The organism is Psychrobacter sp. AOP7-B1-25, assembly GCF_052376195.1.
Classification (GTDB): Bacteria; Pseudomonadota; Gammaproteobacteria; order Pseudomonadales; family Moraxellaceae; genus Psychrobacter.
Map to the genome: position 1 here is coordinate 1 of NZ_JBQSVK010000005.1, position 21,397 is coordinate 21,397.

A 21,397-nucleotide genomic window follows, 5' to 3' on the forward strand; every position below is an offset into this window, starting at 1 on the left:
CTTGTATCAAATACAGTGCCTTTTTTTGTTTTTTATACTATATAGTAGATGGTTATGGAAGTAGGTACATGGAGAGGCCTTTTTATGCGGGTGTACCACTATGAAAACGCAGCTCAGCATCTGGACTACTTATCAATTCGGCCTCTACTTCTTTAAAGAACGCAACTCGCTCGTCTATATTTTCGTCTGATAATGATTGGGCGAGTGTAAGATAATCTTCGAAATGACGACTCTCTGATTTGAGCAGATAACGATAATATTTTGCTAAGCGTTCATCATCGATGACTTCGGCCAATGCTGCAAAACGCTCACAAGAGCGTGCCTCAATAAACGCCCCGATTATCAACACATCGACCATCGCTGCTGGCTCGTAAGTGCGCTTATGTTTCAGCATACCTTTAGCATAGCGACCAGCACTCAGATATTTCCATTCCTGTCCACGCTCATTCATGATGCCCAGTACTTGTTCATAGTGCAGCATCTCTTCACGTATCAGCTGTGCAAGTTTACGTTGCAAGTCATAAGAGAACTCATAACGGAATATTAAATTCATTGCAGTGCCAGCGGCTTTTTTTTCGCAGTTGGCATGATCTTGAATAATCATGGGCAGATTCTCAATAGCAGCATCTACCCAAGCTTTCGTGGTTCGAGCGCCCAAGAAGTTATAGACAGGAGATAGATCTACCTTTATAGGAGTGCGCAGATGTGTGATATCCACACTGTCTTCTTCGATCAGCTCTTCTTCAATACTATCGCTATTTATAGCACTTTCTGATGATTGTAATGTTTCGAGGTCTTGTTGTTTGATGGTCATAGTCTAAGGAAGCTTTGTTTGTGAATGATAATATAAGTAATTATATCGTTAGTACGACATAGATACGATGCTAAATAACGGACAGTCATCAATATGTGTTTATTAACAGATAACGATTAAGCATAATTAATAGAACTAATGATTACTTACCGTTTATATTGCTTCGGCCGTATCTAATTTCTAAATGACGATTACGGCCTCTAATGTAGACAGTGTTTAGACTATCATTATTAAACAACCCAAGTATTTACTTGGTGAATGATGTTTTCTTGTTAATTTTATTATTTGATAGTAGGATGAGATTTTACTTTTTAAGTATTTCATCTTATTTTTATGATGAGCTATTGATAAGTCTCCTTTTATTAGAACATAAAATTTGTAGAGATATCTTCTTAGAAAAATAGAACGTGTAAATTTCTACAATGAACAAATATGGACGTTTAACATCTTTCAAACTTAAAAAACTTCTAAATAATTACTGGCACAGTCCAGTATTAGTACCTCTCACGAACAGACAAGGATAACAATATGAGCCAGTCTTCTAACACCAATCGTATTCAAAAAGGCAGTTTAGCCATCGATCAGCAGTTATATGACTTTATTGAAAACGAAGTACTACCGAAAGTCGGTGTGGATTCAGACGATTATTGGTCAGGTTTTGAAAAGGTTATCAAAGAGTTTACCCCGCGCAACAAGGCACTATTGGAAACTCGTGACAAGATTCAAGCACAGATTGATCAGTGGCACCTAGATAACCCAGCAAAAGATGGTGAAATCGATTATCCAGCTTACAAGACCTTCCTACAGGAGATTGGTTACCTGTTACCTGAAGGCGAAGCATTTACGGTTGATACCAAAAATGTCGACGATGAAATCGCGCACATCGCAGGGCCGCAGTTAGTCGTGCCAGTTCGTAATGCTCGCTATGCGCTTAACGCGACCAATGCACGTTGGGGTAGTTTATACGATGCTTTATATGGTACTGATGTTATCAGCAGTGACAATGGTCAAGAAGCAGGCGGTAGCTATAATCCTACTCGCGGTGCTGCCGTTGTCGCTTATGCCAAAGCATTTTTAGATGAGCACTTTGCACTAGTATCAGGCTCATACAATGATGTGACTGGTTTTAAAGTAGTCGATGGCAAGTTAGAGATCGTACAAGGTGATAGCAGTACTGAGCTACAAGATACCGCTAAGTTTGTCGGCTTTGTCGGTGACGCTGAAGCTCCTACAGGTGTACTGCTCAAAAATAACGGTTTGCATGCTGAGATTCAAATTGATAGCAGCCATCCAGTCGGCAAAGACGATCCTGCAAATATTAAAGACGTACTGCTTGAGTCGGCTATGACAGCTATTCAAGATTGTGAAGATTCAGTCGCTGCTGTAGATGCAGAAGAGAAAGTCGAAGTTTATCGTAACTGGCTTGGCTTGATGAATAGCGACCTACAAGAAACCTTTGAAAAAGGTGGAAAAACGCGTACACGTAAACAAAATCCAGATCGTGAATACAATACGCCAGATGGTGGCAAGCTGATCTTACCAGGTCGTTCGCTATTATTAATTCGCAACGTTGGTCATCTAATGCAAAACCCTGCTATTTTGGTAGATTTGGGTGAGGGTGAAGAGCAGATATTTGAAGGTCTAATGGATGGTTTGATCACGCCACTATTATCGCTCAATGATATCAAAGGTAAAAACGAGCTATCAAACTCACGCCAAGGCTCAATGTATATCGTGAAGCCAAAAATGCATGGCCCTGAAGAAGTCAAAATGGCCAATGATTTATTCAATGCATCAGAAGACTTGTTAGGTTTGGAGCGCAATACGCTCAAAATCGGCATCATGGATGAAGAGCGCCGTATGACGGTCAACTTAAAAGAAGCAATTCGCCAAGCCAAAGAGCGCGTTATCTTCATTAACACAGGTTTCTTAGACCGTACTGGCGATGAGATGCATACCAGTATGAATGCAGGCCCGTTTGTACCGAAAGGCGAGATGAAATCGCAAGCATGGCAGCCTGCTTATGAGCAATGGAACGTCGATATCGGTCTAGAGACAGGACTACAAGGTCACGCGCAGATTGGTAAGGGGATGTGGGCTAAGCCTGATGAAATGAAAGAGATGATGGATACCAAAGCCGATCATCCGAAGTCTGGTGCTAGCACTGCGTGGGTACCATCACCAACGGGCGCTACCTTGCATAGCATACACTATCATCAAGTGAGTGTGTCTGATGTACAGGACACGCTAAAATCACGCGAGCGTGCGAGTTTAGATGACATCTTAACCATTCCATTAGCAAAAAATACCGACTGGACTGACGAAGAGAAGCAGCAAGAGCTTGAAAACAATGCTCAAGGTATCTTAGGTTATGTCGTACGCTGGGTAAATCAAGGCGTAGGTTGCTCGAAGGTACCAGATATCAACGATGTAGGTCTCATGGAAGATCGTGCTACTTTGCGAATCTCGAGCCAACATATTGCCAACTGGTTGCATCATGGCGTAGTCAGTGAGCAGCAAGTGATGGATACGATGAAACGTATGGCCAAGGTCGTCGATGAGCAAAATACAGGCGATGCTGACTATCAATCGATGGCAGATGATTTTGATGGGTCTTATGCATTCAGAGCCGCCTGTGATTTAGTCTTTAAAGGACGTGAGCAGCCTAGTGGTTATACGGAGCCATTATTGCATCAAGCACGTTTGGATCTAAAAGCAAACGCTTAGATTTATAGGGTAAATAAGATTAATATTAGGGCATACTAAACGAGCAAGTATGATAATTATTCTTGCTTGTTTGTAACTGTTAAATGTGTCAGAAATAAGTCATAAGGATGTTGTAAGCGCTATTTATTTATCTATAAATAGCGCTTTATTTTGGTCGATTAGTTAATATCCATTACAATAATTTAAGACTATTAGTATTGGTATTAACCAGTGGTATTCGTATCTAATTGAGTAAATAGAAGTTTTTTAGCGATTGCTCAAATATGAGGCGTTATTTGTTATTCGATAATGGATGTATCGAAAAAGCAAAAAAATATGTTGCAAATTATGTCAAAGTTGATATGCTTGTACTCGAAGTATGAGTTTGGTAACGGATGTTACGCACGGAGCAATAAAGACCAAACGTTACATGGCAGTTGCGTTGTTTAATCCCAGTCATGTGTGTCATGGTTTTTTACCTTACTGTAATAGCAATTCGCCACACTTGTTTCTGACTAATCTCGGTAGCCAGTTACACATTATATCTTTGAGGATTTGTGACGATACCATTATGGGCGCCAGCTAATAATAGCTTGCTCATTACTACAATTGTAAAGTGGAGATACCCCATGAAAAAACTACTTTTAGCTACAGCAATCGCAGCCCTATCTGTATCTGCAGCCAATGCAGCACCAACTGTATATGGTAAAGCATTCGTTACTGCTGACTACATCAACGCTGACCGTGATGGTAGTGATGATTTATATGACGTAGATAGCGATTCAGTACAAGTTAACTCAAACATTTCACGCCTTGGTTTCAAAGGTTCTGAAGCGATTACTGCTAACACTGATGTTATCTATCAGTTAGAATATGGTATCGCTATTGATGGTAATGATGACAACATTGGTTTCAAAAGCCGTGATACCTATCTTGGTCTAGACAACAAAGACTTTGGTCAGTTCCGTTTTGGTCGTAACTACTCAGTAACTGACTACATCAACAACGTGACTGTGACTGAAGGTTACTGGGATAACCTAGGTGTTAGTAACCTTGATATGGAAGGCGATGTACTTGACGCTGTAACTATGGCTGATGGCGGCCGTGTTAATGACTCTATCGTTTGGATTGCGCCTAAATACAACGGCTTGCCTTTAGAGCTTGCTCTACAATATGGTGCTGATGAGACATTCGTTTCTGACAGTGATGACCGCGACAGTGGCTACGGTGCTTCATTAATGTTTGACCAAGGTACTGGCTTCACTGCTGGTGTTGCGTATGAAAAAGACATGAGCCAAGCTGGTGATCTTCTACGTGGTAGTGCAACTGTTGATCTAGGTAAATATATGACTGCACCAGTTATGCTAGGTGCTATGTATCAAGTAACTGACTTCGATGACGGTGCTGAAGACGAAAAAGGTTTAATCGTAAGTGCTGAAATGGGTCTAAACAACTTTGCTCGTCCAGCCTCTGTATACGTACAGTACAACGGTACTGAAAACCTAGCTGGTATTGACAACCGTGATTCAGATCAAGTAGTTGTAGGTGGTAAATACAACTTCAAAGACAACATGATTGCTCATGCTTATATCGGTAACAACTCTGCCGAAGACGGAGCTAGCAATACTGATCTTGATATCTTCGCATTGGGTGGCGGTCTAGAATACTTATTCTAATATCACACTTAATTAGATTATAAGAAACTCATCCTTCGGGGTGAGTTTTTTTATGTCATAAAAAATCATAACCAATATGTAAACTTTGGTTTTTTCATCTTACTGTAATATTTGCTTGGTAAAGTTATGTCTAAGCAGTTCTTATGGCTCGCTATATATTATGGTTTCAAAGGCATACAACCTAAAACTATTATATATCTAATGATCTTAGACCATTTATCACTCAAATCGTAAAGTGGAGATATCCTTTGAAAAAATTACTTTTAGCTTCAGCAATTGCAACGCTATCAGTTTCTACTGTTCAAGCAGCCCCAACTGTCTACGGTAAGGCATTTGTGACTGCTAACTATGTCAATGCTGAACTTGATCGCCAGTCGATGGATTTGCCAAATGATGCTATCTATGTCAATGAAGACAACGACTCTGTACAAGTTAGCTCACACTCTTCACGTTTAGGGTTCAAAGGATCTGAAGCAATAACTGCCAATACAGACGTCATCTATCAATTAGAGTACGGTATCAAAATCGATGACAGTGGTTCAGATAACATTGGTTTCAAAAGTCGTGACACTTATCTGGGTTTAAACAACGAAAACTTTGGTCAATTTCGATTCGGTCGTAACTACTCAGTTTCTGATTACATTAACAACGTGACTGTAAATGAAGGCTATTGGGATAACATTGGCGCAAGTTCTTTAGGTGATAGCAATACACTAACTGAAGCTCTTACTTTGACTGATGGCGAACGTATCAATAACTCAATCGTATGGATTGCGCCTAAATACAATGACTTGCCAGTAGAACTTGCATTACAGTATGGTGCTGATGAATCGTTTGTCTCTGATAATGATGATCGCGATAGTGGCTTCGGCGCTTCGTTAATGTTTGATCCAGGTGCAGGTTTTACCGCTGGTGTGGCTTACGACAAAGATATGAGTGTCACAGGTGAGATTCTACGCGGTAGTGCTAGTGTCGATTTAGGTAAATACATGGCTTATCCAGTGACGCTAGGCGCGCTATATCAACAAGTAGATTTTGATGACACTAACGATGAAGAGAAAGGTTTGGTCGTCAGCGCTGAAATGGGTTTGACCAATTTCGCACGTCCAGCTTCTGTCTATCTACAGTATGACAAAACTGAAAACTTAGCAGGCCTAGGTGGTAATGATTCAGACCAAATCGTATTGGGCGGTAAATATGAGTTCAAAGACAACATGATTGCACATGCTTATATCGGCAAAAACTCAGCAGATTTGGAAAATGGTCTGCTAGTGGTTAGAAACTATGACGATAATACTATATCTGAAGTTGATGCTCGCGGTGATGCTGATGTGTTCGCTATCGGCGGTGGTTTAGAATACAAATTCTAAATCAGATAGTTTTATAAGTTGTTTATCAAGACTCATCCTTTAGGGTGAGTTTTTTATTGTGTAATGTTTTAATAATAGAAAAATGTTTGCTACTAGTGTAAAAACACAAGAGTTTCAGACAGTTTGCGTTTTTGCCCTATATTTTATGGCGTATTTTTAGTAAAATCCTTCTTTACCAATTACCGACAGAGTACTATGACCAAGTTTATATTCGTGACCGGTGGGGTAGTGTCCTCACTAGGAAAAGGTATCACCGCAGCTTCTCTTGCAGCGGTCTTAGAAGCACGTGGCGTGACCGTCACGATGACCAAAATGGATCCGTATATTAACGTCGATCCAGGTACAATGAGTCCATTTCAGCATGGTGAAGTATTCGTCACCGAAGATGGCGCCGAGACCGATTTGGATTTAGGTTATTACGAGCGCTTTTTGCGTCACTCAAAAATGAGTAAGAGTAATAACTTTACTAGTGGCCGTATTTATCAGAACGTTTTGAATAAAGAGCGCCGTGGTGAGTATCTAGGCGGTACTGTACAGGTTATTCCGCATATTACTGATGAAATTAAAAACAAAATCCTTGCCAGTGGCGAAGGGTATGATATCGCGATTATCGAAATTGGCGGTACCGTTGGTGATATCGAATCACTTCCTTTTATGGAAGCCGTGCGTCAGATGCAAGTAGAGCTTGGCCGTAATAGAGCCATGCTAATGCATCTAACATTGGTGCCATATATTGCTAGTGCAGGTGAAACCAAAACTAAGCCAACGCAGCACTCAGTAAAAGAGTTGCGCTCTATTGGCCTACAGCCTGATATCCTAATCTGCCGCTCTGACCATCACATTTCACAAGACAACCGTCGTAAGATTGCGCTATTTACCAACGTTGAAGAGCGTGCGGTTATTATGTGTGAAGATGCGCAAAGTATCTATCAGATACCGCGCACATTACACGAGCAAGATCTTGACGATCTGATCTGTGAGCGTTTCGGTCTTGATGTGCCTGAAGCTGATTTGAGTGATTGGGACAAAGTGGTTGAAGCCCAACTGAACCCAGAAGGCACAGTCACTGTTGCGATGGTTGGTAAATACGTCGAGCTTCCAGATGCTTATAAGTCTATCAATGAGGCATTGCTACATGCAGGCATCATGCATAAAGTAGATGTGAAAATCGACTACATCGATGCTGAGCGTTTAGAGAGCGATGCCGAACTATTTGCACAGTTAGATGATGCCAATGCAATCTTGGTACCAGGTGGTTTCGGTGAGCGCGGTACGATGGGTAAGATAAAAGCCATCACTTATGCTCGCGAAAACAATATTCCGTATCTAGGTATTTGCCTCGGTATGCAACTGGCTGTCATTGAGTATGCGCGTAATGTACTTAATATTAATGCCAATTCTTCTGAGTTTGATCGTAAGACGGCTGAGCCTATCATTGGTCTTATCACTGAGTGGTTAGATGAGCGCGGTGATCTACAGATTCGTAGCGATGATTCAGACCTTGGCGGTACGATGCGTTTAGGCGCACAGCAAGCAGAGCTAGTTTCTGGTAGCAAGCTGAGCCAAATTTACGGCGCTAGCAATATTACTGAGCGTCATCGCCATCGTTACGAGATGAATAACCGCTATATTGAGCCATTAGAGCAAGCAGGTATGACCATCTCTGGTTATTCTGCCAAGCAGCATTTGGTAGAGTCGGTTGAGATTAACGAACATCCATGGTTTGTTGCCGTACAGTTCCATCCAGAGTTCACTAGTTCTCCACGTGGTGGTCATCCACTGTTTAATAGCTTTGTAAAAGCTGCTAAGAACCATAGCGAAATAAAGTAGTTCTTATAGCAAAGCAACTCTTATAAAGCATTGCAGAGTAAAAGCATTTATTATAAAAAAGACTGATCTTCGGATCGGTCTTTTTTTTTGCTCAATTTAAACTGTTTGTTGTTATTAGCCAACAATCATCTTTACTAATGATGTCTAATTACGCTTGCATACTTTTTTTAATTGGGCTATCGGTTACAATATGGGACAGACATATTAATAACAAAATAAGAGGTAACGGCTTCATGGAAAATTTATTGTCCGCGCAATCACATATCACACTTAATACTCCTAGCAACGATACGATTAACATTGGTAACGACCAGCCTTTCGTATTGTTCGGTGGTATGAATGTTTTAGAGTCTAAAGAATTAGCGTTTGAGATTGCTGAGCAGTATGTTGATATTTGCCAGCACCTAGGTATCAGCTATGTTTTTAAAGCGAGCTTTGATAAAGCCAATCGTTCAAGTCTACATTCGTACCGTGGGCCTGGTTTAGAGCAGGGGATCGATTGGCTAGGTCAGATTAAAGAAAAATTCCAAGTGCCGATTATTACGGATGTGCATGAACCCCACCAAGCAGCACCAGCCGCTGAAGTGGCTGATATTATTCAGCTACCTGCATTTTTGTCACGTCAGACAGATCTAGTACATGCGATGGCAAAAACAGATGCCATTATTAATATTAAAAAGGCGCAGTTTTTGTCCCCTCATGAGATGCGTCATATCGTCAATAAGTGCTTAGAGGGCGGTAATGATAAGCTCATACTTTGTGAGCGTGGTAGTGCCTTTGGATATAATAATCTGGTCGTTGATATGCTTGGTTTTGATACCATGAAGCAGATGGATATTCCGGTATTTTTTGATGTAACCCATAGCCTACAGCAGCCAGGTGCACGTAGTGACAGCGCTGGTGGACGTCGTGAGCAGATTACAACGCTTGCTCGTGCAGGTATGGCTACAGGGCTAGCAGGTCTGTTCTTAGAGGCACACCCTAACCCAGAAACTGCAAAATGTGATGGTCCATGTGCGCTGCGTATGAGCCAATTAGAGCCGTTCTTACATCAGCTCAAGCAAATTGATGACTTAGTCAAAGGTTTTGAAGTATTAGATACTCATTGATACGGTAAGTGATAAGAGGGCTATACAATGGCAATTCAAATGGCACAAGTAAGTATCGAAAATATCGACGATGCAGAAGGTTTAGATAGCGTAATGACCGCTCTTAAGAATATCTCAGGCGTGACTGCTATCAATTTGGATCCCAAACATAATGTTGCAACGGTGAGCTATGATGATACGGATACTAGTATCCATGCTTTGACAGCGGCGATTAGTATGGTGGATTATGTGACTCAGCCATTTCCGATTGATTCACCGCAGAATCCGCATCATTACAATTTATGATTGCAAACGGCTATTATTATAGATTCACCAATGAGCTTTTTTACGTTTTTATTAATAAGTTGCCGCTTCGTTAATAGCATCTCGTTAATAAAGTAACAACCAAATGGTCTTGTTGTCGAAAGTAATAGGGCTTATGCTTGTTTGCTGTAGCTCTAATGATTTGCTTTACTTTGGTAAATTTAGCATTAACAGAATCACTATTAGAGCTGCCTGTTACCAATAAAAATAAGGAGCCCAATATGGCAGACCAAACACGTATTATTAAAATTGACGGTATGACTTGTGGCGGATGCGTAGCAAGCATACACACGGCGACAGCCGATATTGATGGATTAGAGACTATTACTGTTGACCTTGCTGATAACTTAGCGACGGTAACCTTTGATGATGGCAAAACCAGTGCAGAGGCTATTGCTTCGGCTATTGACGATGCTGGGTTTGAGGCGACAGTCGCTAACTCATAAACTTCGTCATATATTTACAGAACCAGCTAACATGTTATTGCGAGCATGATAGCTGGTTTTTTAATGATTAACGATTATGAGTATTCGGCATTAATGTTTTACTACTTTGTCTAAAATATTAATGCTGAATACGATATTACCCAATTACTTTGTTTGAATTTTTTGCCCACCCACTGATATTTTATCGTGGTCCCTATGAATTTATAGGCACCATGACGAGTTTTATTTATGAACGATACCGCCAGTACTACCAAAGATGAGTCTTACGATGTCGAAACTGACATTGAGTCCAATACGCCACTTACACCGCAACGTGCGCATCTGCAATTAGCGATTGACGGCATGACCTGTCAGGCCTGCGCCTCAAGAATCGAAAAGGTGCTTAACAAGAAACCTTCGGTGTACGAGGTAAGTGTGAGTTTTGCTGGCGAGACTGCCAATGTTGACTATGATCCTACCCAGACGACACCCAAGCAGCTGACAGAGTGGGTGAATAAAACAGGTTTCGTTGCCAACGTACAGGCAGGCGATAGCTTATTTGCTCAGACTGATGAAGATACCGCCACTCAATATCCATGGCGTCTGATCGGATTATGGATCTGTTTGGTGCCATTTTTGGTGGGTATGGCAGGTATGCTGACGGGTTTTGGTATGGCGTGGATGCCGCCGATCTGGGCTCAATTCATTTTAGCGACAGTGGTACAGTTTGGCTTGGCATTACCGTTTTATAAAAGCGCATGGGCATCTATCAAAGGCGGCCTTGCCAATATGGATGTGCTGGTAGTTATCGGTACAGTGACGATATGGGCGTATTCGACTTATTTATGGCTCACGCACGGCGATGGTACTCTAAACAGTCTGTTGCAAAGTGGACATGGCACTAGTAATAGCCCAGCCGTATATTTTGAAGCAGGGGTGATGGTCATTGCTTTTGTGCGTACGGGTAAATACTTAGAAGAACGTACTAAGAAGCACAGTCTAAACAGTATTGATTTATTACTGTCACTGACGCCTGATAAAGTAGAGCAGCAGCAGCCAAATGGTGATTTTCATAATATTGCGTTGTCTGATGTGCAAATAGGTGATGTCCTACGTGCAAAACAAGGTAGCCGCGTCGCTACAGATGGTACCGTCATAGAAGGTAGCGGATGGTGCGTAGAGAGTCATTTGACTGGTGAATCAGTCGCACTCAAAAAAGAGCAAGGTGATGGATTGCTAGCAGGTGCCTTGGTAGAGAACGGGAGCCTGCTATATCGTGTCAATGCGAAGGGCAGCGATACTAAGCTTGGCGATATGGTACAAGCGTTAAGTGATGCACAAGGCTCAAAAGCCAATCTAGCACGTCTCGCTGACCGAGTAACGGCTGTCTTTGTTCCTGTAGTAGTAACGATTGCACTGGTTACCTTTGGGGCCACATGGTGGCTAACAGGTATGGTTGATACGGCTTTAATGCATGCTGTATCAGTATTGGTCATCGCTTGTCCTTGTGCGCTTGGTTTGGCCACGCCAGCGGCGATTATGGCTGGTATGGGCGTTGCTGCGCGTCATGGTGTCTGGTTCAAAGATGCACAAAGCCTTGAGGCGGCAGGTAATATCGATACGGTAGTACTCGATAAAACAGGTACATTAACTATTGGAAGACCGACCATCGTCGATCATGTTATGGTGGATAAGTCACTTGCTGTTGATGATGTATTGCAGATTGCGGCCAATGTCGAAGCGCATGCCAGCCATCCACTAGCTACTGCTCTCGTCAATACGGCTAAAGATCGCCAACTACCTCTGTTTGATGTGACTGACATCAGTGTGATAAAAGGCGCTGGTATACAAGCCAATATCGAAGGGCTTGGGCTTATAAAAGTTGGGACAGCAGAGTTTGCGAATTTAGCACTACCAAAATTTATGCCAAAAGTATGGCAAATTGCTAGCACCGTCGCAATTAGTATTAATGATGAGCCATTAGGCGCGTTTGCCTTAGCTGATGACTTAAAAGAGGATACCCCGCAAGCAATCACTGCATTACAAGATGCGAGTATCAATGTGATTTTGATGAGTGGTGATAAGCAATCCGTCGTCGATCATGTAGCAGGGCAGTTGGGTATTGATAAGGCTTATGGCAAGATGAGTCCACGTGACAAGGCCAGTCAAATTGCACTATTGCAAACTGCTGGTCATAAGGTAGCGATGGCAGGAGACGGCGTCAACGATGCACCAGCGATGGCCACTGCCGATGCTAGTTTTGCGATGTTTGAAGGAACTGACGTTGCTCAGCATAGTGCCTCTGCACGTCTAATGGGTGAGTCTCTCATGCATATTAATGCGGCACAAAAAATCGCTCAAGCGACGCTACGCAATATCAAGCAAAATCTGTTTTTTGCCTTCATTTATAACTGTCTCGGTATTCCGCTTGCTGCGTTTGGGTTTTTAAATCCGATGATTGCGGCTGCCGCCATGGCGCTTAGCTCCATCTCGGTACTCATGAATGCACTACGATTGACACGTTTTGAGACCAAGATTGAGTTAGACAATACAGTAACCACATCTCATACAGATAAAGAACGTTTAGCGGAAGGGTAGCTATTATATTTGCTTAGGTTTTCTATAAATATAAAAGAGGCAGCAACCGCGTATATGTATCTTTAAGATTGTTTTTATGACTGCAAGTCAGTGTAAGATAAGGGAAGTTTGGTGAAATATATGCTATGATGCCAAGCACTATAGCCGACTATTAATCTGCTCCATATACCTCTAATTGTTAGGAAACTCTAGCCACAAGATAGAGGGGTATAAAAGGTTTTTAGGATTGTGCGCTATATGATATTTTGCTTTATCTTTTTTGTATGCTAGCTGCCGTTATTTATCTCACAAACTTGGCATGACCAAAGGAATTAACAGACATTATGTACGCTGAAGAAACCAACAACGTCACCGCAATTAAAGACATTCGCGCTCGTGAAATTTTAGACTCGCGCGGCAACCCAACTATCGAAGCTGATGTTATCTTAGCTGACGGTACTGTCGGCCGTGCTGCTGCTCCAAGTGGCGCATCAACAGGCTCACGTGAGGCGCTTGAGCTACGTGATGGCGACAAGACCCGTTTTATGGGCAAAGGCGTCAAAAAAGCCGTTTCTAATGTCAACAGTCAAATCCGCAGCGCCTTGATTGACAAAGATGTGACTGAGCAACAGGCCATTGACGATGCTATGATTGCATTAGATGGTACAGAAAACAAAGAAAGCTTGGGTGCTAATGCCATGTTAGCTGTGTCACTTGCGACTGCCAAAGCAGCAGCTAAGTCACAGAACCTGCCATTGCATCAATACATCGCCAATCTACGTAATCAAACGTCGTTGACTATGCCTGTGCCGATGATGAACATCTTGAACGGTGGCGAACACGCGGACAACACCGTTGATATCCAAGAGTTTATGATTGAGCCTGTAGGCTTTACAAGCTTTTCAGAAGCGTTGCGTGCTGGTACAGAAATTTTTCATAGCTTGAAATCTGTATTAAAATCACAGGGCCTAAACACTGCCGTTGGTGATGAAGGTGGTTTTGCACCGAACCTACGTAGCAATGAAGAAGCTATCACCGTTATCATGCAAGCGATTGAACAAGTCGGCTATAAAGCTGGCGAAGATATCCATCTTGCGCTAGATTGTGCAGCCAGTGAGTTTTACAAAAACGGTCAATATGTTCTGGCAGGCGAAGGTAATAAAGCCTTTGACAGCCAAGGTTTCTCAGACTACCTAGTTGGGCTAGCACGTCAGTACCCTATTATCTCTATCGAAGATGGTCTTGATGAGTCAGATTGGGATGGTTGGAAGTATTTGACTGAGCAAATTGGCGATAAAGTCCAGTTGGTTGGTGATGATCTGTTTGTGACCAATCCTTCAATCTTGCAAGAAGGTATCGATAAACATATTGCCAATGCAATTTTGATTAAATTCAACCAAATTGGTACCTTGTCAGAAACGCTAGATGCAATTTATATGGCTAAGAAAAATGGCTATGCAACCATCATCTCACATCGTTCAGGTGAAACGGAAGACAGCACCATTGCAGACTTAGCAGTAGGTACAGCAGCTGGTCAAATCAAAACAGGCTCACTATGCCGTTCAGACCGCGTAGCGAAGTACAACCAGTTGCTACGTATTGAGCAGCAAGTACGTGCAAGCTACCGTGGCCGTGAAGAGTTTATCGGTCTACGTGGCTAAGAATCTGACTGGATTTTTGACGTGTAATATACGTTAGAAAGCCTAGACTCATAAGCTGAAGTCAATATTTAGGTGATATATAACATTTATATATCGCCTAATCAGCTTAAACTTTACTATCCTTTTTTTCATATCGTTTGGCGTTACTATCTTATGAAATACTTTAGCCAATTCATGCTACTTGCTTTAGCCGTTGCAGTGCTTTTAGGATTGCAATATCAGTATTGGCTAGGTGAAAATGGTCGCTTTGAACACGATAAGTTGACGGCTCAAATTGAAAAGCAACAAAGTTTGAATGACAATCAAGTTGCGGCAAATAACTTGTTACGCACCGATGTTCAAGATTTAAAAACGGGACTTGAGGCCGTAGAAGAGCACGCTCGCTTAGATTTAGGTTTAATCAAACCAAATGAAACTTTTGTCCAAGTATCCACTGCACCAACCACGCATAGCAACTATTAGTTTTTACGAATATACTGACTTTTATAGATATACTAGCAGTTACGACATACATTAATTTTATAACATAGCATCATACCGTTATTATCTGACAGCATTCACCATACTTAACACCTGCTTTATTTCTCTTTATATATACTGTCATGGGCTCAACCATGAGTACAATACTATGAATACAACCCCTAATATACATGCCATGATCGTTGCAGCTGGTCGCGGTAGCCGTTTTGGTGCGTCTATCGCCAAGCAATATACAATGCTAGAAGGTCAGACATTATTGCAGCATAGCGTGGCACGACTTGCTTGTAGTAATTATATTAATAAGTGTCTATTGGTCATATCAGCAGATGACAGCACGGCTCAACAGTTAGAGTTTGCACTCCCTATACGCTATGCAGTCGGCGGAGCAGAACGTTGGCAGTCAGTACAGGCAGGCGTTGAGGCAATTAGTCAGGTAGGCGCTGATGATTCAGACTTGGTACTCATTCATGATGCGGCACGTCCTGCTGTACCAAGCTCAGATATCGACAAAGTGATAGAGGCGGCAATGATAGAGCATTATGGTGCTATCCTAGCGACACCAGTGGCCGATACATTAAAAGCTTCTTATCAGCAAGCTACCACTACAGAAGAGAGTCGTCTGCATTCTTATACCAAATCTACTATCGACCGTAGCAATATGTGGCAAGCACAAACGCCGCAAGTATTTCGTTTAGGCCAATTAAAGAAAGTCCTCAATCATGTATCTGAGCACCAATTAAGCATCACAGATGAGGCCAGTGCCTTTGAACAACTAGAATTACCAATACGACTAGTCTCTGGTAGCCGCCAAAATATCAAGCTTACCTACCCTGACGATGCCGCACTACTAACAGCCATCATGGCTCTCCAGTCTTAATTTATCTTCACTTCGGCCTCCATCAATAAGCATCAGCTTTGCTCTATTTGTAATCAATAGTGATCATGGCAAAGCTCACAATATTACCAATCAGTGTATCTCCTCTTGAAGTTGCCAAAATATTTTGAACATATTGTATGTTTTCTATCACGGAAAGATAGAAAACGTATCATTTACTATGGGTTAAATATCGTGATGATAAGTGTTTTTTGTATCTGAAAAGGCTTACATTCGATAATAGGTTGCTTTGATGACTAAACTAACCTATGATGTAACTAACTTAATACAATTAATATAAAAACTTATAAAATCAATAATATATCAGACTAATTCATGACGCGCAGTTATGTTGTCTCTATATTTTTCTGAAGTTAGTATGATTGTTTTAGCGACATTTACCCAATAATAGGGAGAAGCTGATTGTCAACAATCAACGGTTCAACAAATCCAGTAACGACAGATCTCTGCCAGCTTGTATATATAAGCCGGATTACTTCTACTGGTCTTTCAAGTCCTAGCACACTTAATGATATTTCAGAGACCGCAGTTGAACGCAATCAAATAGATAATGTTACCGGTATTCTTTGCTACGGCAATGGTTACTTTTTACAGTGCGTTGAAGGATCAGAGCAGGCGTTAACCAATCTAAAAAATCGTTTAATAGTAGATGATCGACACAAAGAGTTAAAGATTTTGGATTTTTCTGCAATTACCAAGCGTCGCTTTGCCAGTTGGTCGTTACGTTCGATTACTCTTGAGCGCTGGATGACTAAAGAGCCTGAACTTAAGCAGTTAATGCCATTTAAGCCTTATGAGTGGGATTCTGATGAGTGGCAAAAGTTCTTAGACGTACTGCAAGGCTACTATGAAGAACAAAATAGAATAGGTAACATTGATACACCGCCTGTCAAATACAGTACGCTAGGGGTGACTCTTAGTAAGGTTGTAGGACAGCATCAAGCGTTCTTCTTAATCCAGACGATATTAGGATTGATGATAGTTGCGACGTTATTGTGGTTACTGCTTTAATCTACTAATATTATTAACGTTTCGCATCAAACTAAGTTATATTTATACTTACTTAATAAGATAGCCAAACAAAAAAGCCAGCATCGATTGATGCTGGCTTTTTTATTGAACAGAATAACTGAGCTTTTAGTGATAGGTATAAAAAAACCCAGTTCATAATATATTATGAACTGGGTTTTTGGTGGTACGCTTATCAGTCTAATCTAATGCTAAGCAAAAGTGCTAATAAGTGACGCCAAATAGTGGCGTCCCCAGGGGGATTCGAACCCCCGTTACCGCCGTGAAAGGGCGGTGTCCTAGGCCTCTAGACGATGGGGACTAGTAACAACACTTCAACTGCTTTCACCATTTATGCTGAAGTGGTGCGTATTCTAATAGCGTCGGCGTCTTCTGTCAAGCCTTTTTCTACGTCTTTTTAAAATTAAATATCTTTTTTTAATTGCGCGACGAGGATGTAGGTCATTTCGCTTCAAATGATAGCGAATCCATAAAGAAGTACAGGCGCTAATCGTCAATGCAAGCAGCATATAACCGAGTATGGTGCCCCATAACTTGAGCTGTGGATCCATAATAAAGTCCCTCCTGTTAATCTTGATAGGGCTTACTATCAAAACAGTGTGAGCAACTTAAACCATCTATAGGATACAACCACATCACTTAAGAGTGACATTCTATAATCAGATAGTCATTCGTATCAGCCGAAATGACCACATCTGTAATTGCTGAAATAGTTCCGTTTATTTATCACAATATTAATCATATCCCTATTGATTGCCAAATCAAGATGTTAAAGTTATCAAGTATTACAAATAGCACTATTATGTCTGATTGGCAATATAGGATATGTGACTTATTTACGGTCGCTGTCAGCTGACTCTTCTTTTGCGTCTTCGTTGTGCAGCGCATTGGCCAGCATCGGGTAGTTGTTTAGTATGTGACAAAATAGCTCAGCAGTCTTTTGAGTGTCATATAGAGCTGAGTGAGCATTCTTGCCATCAAACTCTAATCCAGCTGCTTTACAAGCGCGTGCGAGAACAGTTTGACCAAACGCTAAGGCTGATAAAGTGACGGTATCGAATACTGAAAAATTATGAAATGGATTGTGATTTTTGCTGTTGGTTCGTAGTACGGCGGCATTTAAAAAAGCCAAATCAAAGTGAGCATTGTGTCCAATTAAGACACATTGGCGGCACTCTTCATCACGGCGTACGTCTTTTAACCCTTTAAAGATACGGCGCAACGCTGTCTTCTCATCTTCCGCGATAGCTTTACGCATTGGGTTTTTAGGATCAATACCGGTAAAGTCAAGAGCACTTGGCTCTAAGTTTGCGCCCTCGAAAGGCTCAATATGAGCGTTGAAAGCTTCACCTGGGTAAAACATACCTTGCTCATTAAGTAGCACAGGGATACAGGCAATCTCTAATAGGGCGTCAGTCTGTGCATTAAAGCCTGCTGTTTCCACGTCCACAACGACAGGCAAGAACTTACGAAAACGGTCTTTTAAGGCCATAGGCGCTTGCTTGTCTGCTACTGAGGCTACGTCTTTAGGAGAAGCATCTAGAGTGGTATCAAGGCTCGCAGATTTAGGGTTTGATAGGTCTTCGTCAGGCAAGGCCGCTATATTTTGATTGGTCATATAAAGTTAAATCACTTTTATCAGTCGTACTAATATATTAAATAAAAATAAGCATCCTATGATATTAATTGAACCTTTAGTACAAAGAAATCTAGTACAAAGGTGTCATTAATATCATAGGATCAAATAATAGGTCATGTATTAAATGCTAAGTTTTCTTTGCGGGCGTTAGGCTTTAATTGACCAAGGTAGCGTTTCACCTGCCATCAAGGGTGTCAATGATGCGCCATCAAAATAAGGATAGTCAGTCGGTACTTGCATAGGCGTGTTGACAAGCGTGATAGTGCTTTCATTCAGAGGTAGACCATAGAACTGGGCACCAAAGCGACTGGCAAAGCCCTCTAACTTATCTATTTTTCCAACACTATCGAAGGCGGTAGCATACAAAGGCAGCGCCGTCGCTGCACTATAGCAACCCGCACAGCCACAAGCGGCTTCTTTTTTGTCTGTCGCATGTGGCGCAGAGTCAGTACCTAAGAAGAACTTTGGATTACCACTAGTGGCTACATCTAATAGCACTTTTTGATGGCTTTCACGCTTTAAGATAGGTAGGCAATAAAAGTGCGGTTTGATGCCACCAACCAATAAATGGTTGCGGTTAAACATCAAATGCTGCGGCGTAATAGTCGCAGCAACATGGTTGCCTTGTGACAATACAAAATCTGCCGCATCGCTGGTAGTGATGTGCTCTACTACTATTTTCAATGTAGGGAATTTTACGATAATTTGTGCCAATACTTCGTCTAAGAAACGCTTTTCGCGATCAAAGATATCTATATGGTCTTGGGTCACTTCACCATGGATTAGCAATGGCAAATTGTATTTTTCTAGTGCTTCAAAGACATCGACGCAGGCGTTGATATTGGTGACACCATCTGCGGAGTTGGTAGTTGCCCCAGCAGGATAGAGCTTAACTGCTTGTACGATACCTGACTGCGCTGCTAACTCGATATCTTGGGCAGTGGTATTATCTGTTAAATATAGCGTCATACGTGGATCAAACGCTGACTTGCGCTCAAGACTCAAATCACTAGCTGCTAACTGCTCCATGATACGTGTGCGGTAGGCAATAGCATCCTGCGCATTTTTGACTGGAGGTACAAGGTTTGGCATACAGATGACACGGTTAAAGCTGCTTGCGGCATGAGGTACAGTCGTGCTCAAAGCAAGATCGTCACGCAAGTGAATATGCCAGTCATCTGGCTGAAGGATGGTCAATTCTCTAATCGAATCAGTCATAGTGTCAAAGCGCTCTATATCGTCAAATAAAGGAAACAAAAGGGAGTGATACTGTGGGTCTATCATAACAGATTTGCCCACTCGACTAAATATAAGGCTAAATATCTGTACATAATTCATCGATCTGAGATTAATGTCTTGTCATTAAATAATGTCTAAATTTGGGTGGCAAAAATGAGGTTGACTAGAATTTAAGTTAAAAGCGCACGCCTTGTGGCAGTTAGACTTTTGCCCATAGTAAATATGATGTACACTGAGCAGGTAACTATCGTTCGACTTGCTTTTGATTTGATCGTCGCCTTTTTTAAAACTATATTTCATAATGGGAGTTATTCATGGCTCAACTTGATCCAAAAAATATTAATAAAATCGTCTTGGCTTATTCAGGTGGTCTTGATACCTCGATCATCGCTAAATGGCTACAAGAAACTTATGATGCGGAAGTAATCACCTTTACCGCTGATATCGGTCAAGGCGAAGAAGTTGAGCCAGCACGAGCCAAAGCTCAGGCAATGGGTATCAAGCATATTCATATCGAAGATTTGCGCGAAGAATTTGCTCGTGATTATGTATTCCCTATGTTCCGTGCTAACGCCATCTACGAAGGTGAATACTTACTAGGTACGTCTATTGCTCGTCCATTGATTGCCAAGCGTTTGGTTGAGATTGCTAAAGAGCATAACGCCGATGCTATCAGCCATGGTGCGACTGGTAAAGGTAATGACCAAGTTCGTTTTGAGCTAGGTGCTGTTGCCTTGTCACCAGACGTAGTGACCATTGCTCCTTGGCGTGAGTGGGATTTATCAAGCCGTGAAAGCTTGATGAAATACGCTGAAGAGCATGATATCGCAATCGATTATGCGGGCAATAAGAAAAAATCTCCTTATTCAATGGATGCTAACTTACTACATATCTCTTATGAAGGCGGTGTCCTAGAAGAACCGTATACTGAAGCAGAAGATGATATGTGGCGCTGGTCTGTCAGCCCAGAAGAAGCACCTGATGAAGCGCAGTATCTAGAATTAGAATACGAAAAAGGTGATATCGTTGCTATCGATGGTGAAGCGCTTAAGCCGTATGAAGTTATGATTAAGCTGAATGAGCTCGGCGGCAAACATGGTATCGGTCGTTTAGATATCGTTGAAAATCGTTACGTTGGTATGAAATCACGTGGTTGCTACGAGACGCCAGCGGGTACTATTATGCTAAAAGCGCATCGTGGTATTGAATCACTAACGCTCGATCGTGAAGCTGCGCATCTAAAAGATGAGCTAATGCCACGCTACGCAAAAATCATCTACAACGGGTATTGGTTTAGCCCCGAGCGTATGATGCTACAAGCCTTGATTGACAAATCACAAGAATACGTCAACGGTACAGTACGTGTAAAACTATACAAAGGCAGCGTGAGCGTTGTTGGTCGTAAATCTGACGATTCATTGTTTGATGAAAAAATCGCTACTTTCGAAGATGATGCGGGCGCTTATGACCAAAAAGACGCAGAAGGCTTTATCCGTCTAAATGGTCTACGTCTGGCTATCGAAGCTAGCCGTGGTCGTGATTTATCTAAGTAAGTTTTTGGCTGCTTATAGTCAATTGAAAACTTAGATTGCACAACAAAAAAGAGGCTCTATATTGATAGGGCCTCTTTTTTTATGACTAATG

Annotated in this window: 16 protein-coding genes and 1 tRNA gene; 13 read left to right on the top strand and 4 right to left on the bottom strand. The window is 41.7% G+C overall.

The genetic code is table 11. The annotated features are described in order from the left end of the window. Positions 1 to 82: 82 nt before the first annotated feature. Positions 83 to 814, bottom strand: a complete 732-nt coding sequence (locus ACT3QR_RS06115; protein ID WP_444520502.1) for a tRNA-(ms[2]io[6]A)-hydroxylase — start codon at positions 812 to 814, stop codon at positions 83 to 85. A 528-nt stretch (positions 815 to 1,342) separates the two neighbouring features. On the opposite strand from ACT3QR_RS06115, the gene ACT3QR_RS06120 reads away from it, so the two are divergent. From ACT3QR_RS06120 to ACT3QR_RS06175, 12 genes are all read left to right on the top strand, one after another. Further along, on the top strand, positions 1,343 to 3,541 hold the full coding sequence (locus tag ACT3QR_RS06120) for a malate synthase G (RefSeq protein ID WP_444520503.1): 2,199 nt from the start codon (positions 1,343 to 1,345) through the stop codon (positions 3,539 to 3,541). Positions 3,542 to 4,149: 608 nt separating this feature from the next. Continuing rightward, positions 4,150 to 5,196, top strand: a complete 1,047-nt coding sequence (locus ACT3QR_RS06125) for a porin (RefSeq protein ID WP_444520504.1) — start codon at positions 4,150 to 4,152, stop codon at positions 5,194 to 5,196. A 248-nt stretch (positions 5,197 to 5,444) separates the two neighbouring features. After that, complete coding sequence (locus ACT3QR_RS06130; RefSeq protein WP_444520505.1) at positions 5,445 to 6,566, top strand: porin; 1,122 nt, start codon at positions 5,445 to 5,447, stop codon at positions 6,564 to 6,566. 195 nt (positions 6,567 to 6,761) lie between these two features. Beyond that, the gene (locus ACT3QR_RS06135) at positions 6,762 to 8,396 is read left to right on the top strand and encodes a CTP synthase (RefSeq protein WP_444520506.1); all 1,635 of its coding nucleotides are present in this window, start codon (positions 6,762 to 6,764) and stop codon (positions 8,394 to 8,396) included. A gap of 233 nt (positions 8,397 to 8,629) precedes the next feature. Next, positions 8,630 to 9,505 carry a 3-deoxy-8-phosphooctulonate synthase gene (gene kdsA / locus ACT3QR_RS06140; RefSeq protein ID WP_444520507.1) on the top strand — a complete coding sequence of 292 codons (876 nt, stop codon included), beginning with the start codon at positions 8,630 to 8,632 and terminating at the stop codon, positions 9,503 to 9,505. Between the two features lie 27 nt (positions 9,506 to 9,532). Next, positions 9,533 to 9,790, top strand: coding sequence for a heavy-metal-associated domain-containing protein (locus tag ACT3QR_RS06145; protein WP_444520508.1), 258 nt, complete (start codon positions 9,533 to 9,535; stop codon positions 9,788 to 9,790). 239 nt (positions 9,791 to 10,029) lie between these two features. After that, positions 10,030 to 10,254 carry a heavy-metal-associated domain-containing protein gene (locus ACT3QR_RS06150; protein ID WP_444520509.1) on the top strand — a complete coding sequence of 75 codons (225 nt, stop codon included), beginning with the start codon at positions 10,030 to 10,032 and terminating at the stop codon, positions 10,252 to 10,254. Between the two features lie 228 nt (positions 10,255 to 10,482). Continuing rightward, on the top strand, positions 10,483 to 12,831 hold the full coding sequence (locus ACT3QR_RS06155) for a heavy metal translocating P-type ATPase (protein ID WP_444520510.1): 2,349 nt from the start codon (positions 10,483 to 10,485) through the stop codon (positions 12,829 to 12,831). Between the two features lie 323 nt (positions 12,832 to 13,154). Next, on the top strand, positions 13,155 to 14,471 hold the full coding sequence (gene eno / locus ACT3QR_RS06160; RefSeq protein ID WP_444520511.1) for a phosphopyruvate hydratase: 1,317 nt from the start codon (positions 13,155 to 13,157) through the stop codon (positions 14,469 to 14,471). A 153-nt stretch (positions 14,472 to 14,624) separates the two neighbouring features. Then, positions 14,625 to 14,933, top strand: coding sequence for an FtsB family cell division protein (locus ACT3QR_RS06165; protein ID WP_444520512.1), 309 nt, complete (start codon positions 14,625 to 14,627; stop codon positions 14,931 to 14,933). Positions 14,934 to 15,099: 166 nt separating this feature from the next. Then, on the top strand, positions 15,100 to 15,828 hold the full coding sequence (gene ispD / locus ACT3QR_RS06170; protein WP_444520513.1) for a 2-C-methyl-D-erythritol 4-phosphate cytidylyltransferase: 729 nt from the start codon (positions 15,100 to 15,102) through the stop codon (positions 15,826 to 15,828). A gap of 420 nt (positions 15,829 to 16,248) precedes the next feature. Continuing rightward, on the top strand, positions 16,249 to 16,857 hold the full coding sequence (locus tag ACT3QR_RS06175) for a BLUF domain-containing protein (RefSeq protein ID WP_444520514.1): 609 nt from the start codon (positions 16,249 to 16,251) through the stop codon (positions 16,855 to 16,857). Between the two features lie 243 nt (positions 16,858 to 17,100). Here the strand turns inward: ACT3QR_RS06175 and ACT3QR_RS06180 are convergent. The 3 genes from ACT3QR_RS06180 to pyrC form a co-directional block, all read right to left on the bottom strand. Continuing rightward, positions 17,101 to 17,176 (bottom strand) — tRNA-Glu (locus tag ACT3QR_RS06180). 531 nt (positions 17,177 to 17,707) lie between these two features. Further along, entirely contained in the window at positions 17,708 to 18,493 is a 786-nt protein-coding gene (rnt, locus tag ACT3QR_RS06185; protein ID WP_444520515.1) for a ribonuclease T, read from the bottom strand. A 168-nt stretch (positions 18,494 to 18,661) separates the two neighbouring features. Next, complete coding sequence (gene pyrC, locus ACT3QR_RS06190) at positions 18,662 to 19,732, bottom strand: dihydroorotase (protein ID WP_444520516.1); 1,071 nt, start codon at positions 19,730 to 19,732, stop codon at positions 18,662 to 18,664. Between the two features lie 335 nt (positions 19,733 to 20,067). Here pyrC and ACT3QR_RS06195 point away from each other — a divergent pair, with 335 nt between their 5' ends. Further along, positions 20,068 to 21,306, top strand: a complete 1,239-nt coding sequence (locus ACT3QR_RS06195; protein WP_444520517.1) for an argininosuccinate synthase — start codon at positions 20,068 to 20,070, stop codon at positions 21,304 to 21,306. Positions 21,307 to 21,397 lie beyond the last annotated feature (91 nt).

What these genes read in the sequence shown, in the direction of transcription:
- ACT3QR_RS06115 (WP_444520502.1), bottom strand. Translation starts at nt 814, where the DNA reads ATGACCATCAAACAACAAGACCTCGAAACATTACAATCATCAGAAAGT.
- ACT3QR_RS06120 (WP_444520503.1), top strand. Translation starts at nt 1,343, where the DNA reads ATGAGCCAGTCTTCTAACACCAATCGTATTCAAAAAGGCAGTTTAGCC.
- ACT3QR_RS06125 (WP_444520504.1), top strand. Translation starts at nt 4,150, where the DNA reads ATGAAAAAACTACTTTTAGCTACAGCAATCGCAGCCCTATCTGTATCT.
- ACT3QR_RS06135 (WP_444520506.1), top strand. Translation starts at nt 6,762, where the DNA reads ATGACCAAGTTTATATTCGTGACCGGTGGGGTAGTGTCCTCACTAGGA.
- kdsA (WP_444520507.1), top strand. Translation starts at nt 8,630, where the DNA reads ATGGAAAATTTATTGTCCGCGCAATCACATATCACACTTAATACTCCT.
- ACT3QR_RS06145 (WP_444520508.1), top strand. Translation starts at nt 9,533, where the DNA reads ATGGCAATTCAAATGGCACAAGTAAGTATCGAAAATATCGACGATGCA.
- ACT3QR_RS06150 (WP_444520509.1), top strand. Translation starts at nt 10,030, where the DNA reads ATGGCAGACCAAACACGTATTATTAAAATTGACGGTATGACTTGTGGC.
- ACT3QR_RS06155 (WP_444520510.1), top strand. Translation starts at nt 10,483, where the DNA reads ATGAACGATACCGCCAGTACTACCAAAGATGAGTCTTACGATGTCGAA.
- eno (WP_444520511.1), top strand. Translation starts at nt 13,155, where the DNA reads ATGTACGCTGAAGAAACCAACAACGTCACCGCAATTAAAGACATTCGC.
- ACT3QR_RS06165 (WP_444520512.1), top strand. Translation starts at nt 14,625, where the DNA reads ATGAAATACTTTAGCCAATTCATGCTACTTGCTTTAGCCGTTGCAGTG.
- ispD (WP_444520513.1), top strand. Translation starts at nt 15,100, where the DNA reads ATGAATACAACCCCTAATATACATGCCATGATCGTTGCAGCTGGTCGC.
- rnt (WP_444520515.1), bottom strand. Translation starts at nt 18,493, where the DNA reads ATGACCAATCAAAATATAGCGGCCTTGCCTGACGAAGACCTATCAAAC.
- pyrC (WP_444520516.1), bottom strand. Translation starts at nt 19,732, where the DNA reads ATGACTGATTCGATTAGAGAATTGACCATCCTTCAGCCAGATGACTGG.
- ACT3QR_RS06195 (WP_444520517.1), top strand. Translation starts at nt 20,068, where the DNA reads ATGGCTCAACTTGATCCAAAAAATATTAATAAAATCGTCTTGGCTTAT.